This window comes from Mycobacterium sp. NAZ190054, from assembly GCF_001545925.1.
Classification (GTDB): Bacteria; Actinomycetota; Actinomycetes; order Mycobacteriales; family Mycobacteriaceae; genus Mycobacterium.
In genome coordinates, this window is the sequence record NZ_LMVQ01000322.1 from 1 (window position 1) to 3,837 (window position 3,837).

4 protein-coding genes are annotated in these 3,837 nt (G+C 69.2%); all 4 read right to left on the minus strand.

Annotated elements, in window-relative coordinates; genetic code table 11:
* Positions 1-782: 4-(cytidine 5'-diphospho)-2-C-methyl-D-erythritol kinase (locus tag ASJ79_RS20215; RefSeq protein ID WP_067959042.1), on the minus strand; the 782-nt coding region annotated here is incomplete at its 3' end.
* A gap of 102 nt (positions 783-884) precedes the next feature.
* The gene (gene rsmA, locus ASJ79_RS20220; protein ID WP_067959045.1) at positions 885-1,829 is read right to left on the minus strand and encodes a 16S rRNA (adenine(1518)-N(6)/adenine(1519)-N(6))-dimethyltransferase RsmA; all 945 of its coding nucleotides are present in this window, start codon (positions 1,827-1,829) and stop codon (positions 885-887) included.
* Entirely contained in the window at positions 1,826-2,953 is a 1,128-nt protein-coding gene (locus ASJ79_RS20225) for a resuscitation-promoting factor (protein ID WP_067959050.1), read from the minus strand. Before ASJ79_RS20225 ends, rsmA begins: the two co-directional genes overlap by 4 nt.
* Before the next feature lie 83 nt (positions 2,954-3,036).
* A complete protein-coding gene (locus tag ASJ79_RS20230) occupies positions 3,037-3,837 on the minus strand; it encodes a TatD family hydrolase (protein WP_231750948.1) in 801 nt (266 codons plus the stop codon).

Below are 3,837 nucleotides of genomic sequence, written 5' to 3' on the forward strand. Positions count from 1 at the left end.
CGGCGACCTGCTGGGACAGCAGCGCGCCCTCGTGGGTCGAGGCTCAGCGCCGCCGGCTGCAGGTCGTTGCCCAGCAGCGGGGCCAGCTGGGCCGGATCACCCGAGGCCAGCGCGGCGAGCAGGGGTTCGGGTGACTCCAGCCGGGGCGGCAGGATACGGTCCTGCTCGGCCCGGAGCCGGTCGATCTCGGCGAACACCTTCGCGGTGGACAGCCCGCCCGGCGAGAACGCCAGCACCCAGTGAAAGGTGTTGCGGGCCAGCACCGTCGCCAGCTCTTCGCCGCGGCCCGTACCGAGCGCGGTGCCGCCGTGCAACGCGAACGGGACGTCGCTGCCCAGCTGGGCCGCCAGCGCATGCAGATCGCGCCGGGGCACGCCGAGCTCCCACAGCGCGTTCATCCCGACCAGCACTGCCGCGGCGTCCGCGCTGCCGCCCGCCATGCCGCCGGCGACGGGAATGGTCTTCTCGATCGAGATGGCGACGTCCGGAGCCCGGCCCACATGCTCGGCCATCAGTTCGGCGGCCCGCCAGGCCAGGTTGCGGTGATCGGTGGGCAGGTCCCCGGCGCCCTCCCCCGACATCTCCAGCGACAGCACGTCGGCGGTGCGCACGGTCACCTCGTCGAGCAGTGACACCGCGTGGAACACCGTGGTCAGCTCGTGGTAGCCGTCCTCACGACGGTCCCCCACGTCGAGGTACAGGTTGACCTTGCCCGGCACCCGGACGGTGACCGAACCCGTGGGGACCCAGTCGGGAGCCGTAATACCGTCGCGCGCGGACACCGCACGACACTAACGAAAAAGCACGACCCCGGCGCAGGGCCGGGGTCGTGCTGATGTTCCGGTCTCGCCGAAACCTGCGCTGAGCGCCGTCTCGGCGGGAGATCAGGCCGTCGGGAGCTGGCTGTCCTTGTCGGCCGTGTCGGCCGTGTCCTCGGCGGCGGCCGGCTCCGCCTTCGGCACCACGTGCCAATCCGCGGAGCGCTGCAGCAGCCGGACGAAATCGTTGATGCTCAACGTCTCGCCGCGGCGGGACGGGTCGATGCTGGCGGCGAGCAGGCGGCTGGCCGACTCGTTGCCGGATCCCGCCCACTCGGCGAACGCGTTGCGGGAGGTCTTGCGGCGCTGCGCGAAGGCCACGTCGATGAGCTCGAAGACCTGCTCGCGGAACTCCGCGTCGGTCGGCCAGGGCGAGGTCTCGTAGCGGTCGATCCGCACCAGGCCCGAGTACACCCGCGGGATCGGCCAGAACACCGTCGGCGACACCATGCCGTAGCGCCGGACGTTGCCGAAGAACCGCACCTTGGCGCTCGGCACCCCGTAGTCCTTACCGCCCGGCTCGGCGGCGAGCCGCTCGGCGACCTCCGCCTGCACCATCACCATCACGGTGCGGATCGACGGGAACTCCGCGAGCAGGTGCAGCAGCGCGGGCACCGCGACGTTGTAGGGCAGGTTCGCGACCAGCGCGGTCGGCATCTCGGTCATGTCCGACTGCTTGAAGGTCAGGATGTCCCGGTTGAGCACGGTCAGCCGGTTCGCCTCGCTGTGCGAGTGGGCGGCGATCGTGGTCGGCAGTTGATTGGCCAGCACCGGATCGATCTCCACGGCGGTCACCTTGGCGCCGCGGTCCAGCAACGCGAGCGTGAGTGAACCCAGGCCGGGACCGACCTCGAGAACGTGGTCGGAGCGGTTCACGCTGGACGCCGACACGATGCGGCGCACGGTGTTGGCGTCGTGCACGAAGTTCTGACCGAAAGACTTGCGCGGCCGGAAGTCGATCGACTTAGCCAGATGCCGTATTTCAGTTCGTCCGAGCAGTCGTATGGTCACGACGCACCGATCCTCCCACTACACGTGGGCCACGCCCCCCAGCCTTGGCGCGCCCGAGTTACCTCAGCAATCGCGATCTGCTCTTCTCTTGTTGCCAGATCCGCCCGCTGAGCATACCTCAGACCCCCGTTACGCTCCCAGGTGTTTTGATCAAATTGAACACCGCCGAAGTAGCCGTTGCCGGTATTGATGGACCAATTACCTCCGGCTTCGCAGCGAGCCAGGGCATCCCAGGTGCTCCCGTTGGTCACCGGCGGGACCTCTGTGCCGGGTTTCGCGCCCACCCTCAGCACACCATCGCGCGCCGGAGCGATTACGACATTGGCTACTGGCAATCTCCCGGTTTCCACCCCGTTGACCGTCGCCACCGCGAAAGTCACGTCCTGCACGCCGGGTTGTCCCGGATCCTCGACGATCTGACGGCTCATGTTCAGCGTCACGTCCTCGATGCGCTGGTTGTTCGGAACCAGCGGCAGGCGCTCGGTCACCTTGGCGATGCGCACCCGGGTGATCGTGACGTGCATGTCGTCGGTCACCGGCGTCGACGGCGCCGGGGAGACGGTGTCGCTTTGCTGCAGCGGCGTCCCGGCCGCTTCGAGCAGGGCTGCGACGTTCGGTGCCGCGAGGCGCACCGTCCTTCGCTGGCCGCCGTCGTCGATGTGCACGTTCTTGGGGCTCACGACCGGAAGTGCCATCCCGTCGAGCGGTAGCCGGCTGGCGCGCGAGGCGGCCACCGGCGCCTTGTCGGTCATCTGCAGCTGGGCCAGCGCCTCGTCGACCGTCGACGCTGTGGTCCACACCTGTTCGCTGCCGCCGCCGTCGGTGGAAATCTCCAGTGGCCGGCTGCGGCGCAGCACGATGGTGTCGGACTGGTGGACGGGGGTGTCGGCGGCGGGATACAGGTCGTCGCGCTCGCCCACCTCGAACCCGTTCTCGGTCACGACGTCGATGACCCGGGACTTCATCGTCGGCACCGACATCGACATCCCGTCGACGGTCAGTGTCACGGTCTTGTGGGAGGCCACCGCGGTGGCGCCGGCGAAGATCAACGCGAGCAAAGTCATCGCGATCAGCGCCCGCATCAGCGGCGAGCGCGTGCGATGGAGTCTGGTCAATGCATTCAAAAGGTCGTCTGTCCCCGACTTAGGCTCAACAGGCGGCATACCTGCCCAACGCGCGAATTATCACAAGACGGTAACGAATAGGTCTAGGACCAGCAACTCGCCAGGCCGTACACCCGCTCCGCTGTGGCAGTCGTCTCCTCCGCGATCGTCTGGGCGGACCGGCCGACCAGGTCGGCCAGCGCCCGCACAGTGTAGGGCAGGCAGTAGGGCTCGTTCGGCGCGCCCCGGAACGGGTGCGGGGTCAGAAACGGCGCGTCGGTCTCGACGAGCAGCTGCCCGGGCGGGATCAACGGGACCGCTTCCCGCAGGTCGCGGGCGTTCTTGAAACTGACGGTCCCGGACAGGCTGAGCACCCACCCCTCGTCGACGCAGGTGCGGGCCATCGCGGCGTCCGACGAGAAGCAGTGGAAGATCACCGTCTCGGGCGCCCCCTCGGCGCGCAGCACGTCCAGCACCGCGGCGTCGGCGTCGCGGTTGTGGATCATCAGCGGCTTACCCGTCCGTTTGGCCAGGTCGATGTGCCACGCGAACGCGTCGCGCTGCTGGTCCGGTTCGGCGCAGCCCTCCAGCCGGCCCGGCCAGTACAGGTCCATCCCGGTCTCGCCGACCGCGACCACCCGGGGATGGCCCGCAAGGCGCTCGATCACGGTGCGCGCCTCCGGCGTCAGCGCATCGGCGCGGGTCGGGTGCAGCGCCACCGCCGCGTACACCCGCGGATCCCACTCGGTCGCGTCGGCCGCCCAGCGCGCGGACTCCAGGTCGTCGGCGATCGTGACGACGGCAGCGGGAAGTGTCCGTAGAGATCGCTGACGATCAGGCCCCACGGCGGCGCCACCGCGGTCGGCACGCTCTTGAGCGCTCGGCACGCGGTCGGGTTGGGGCAG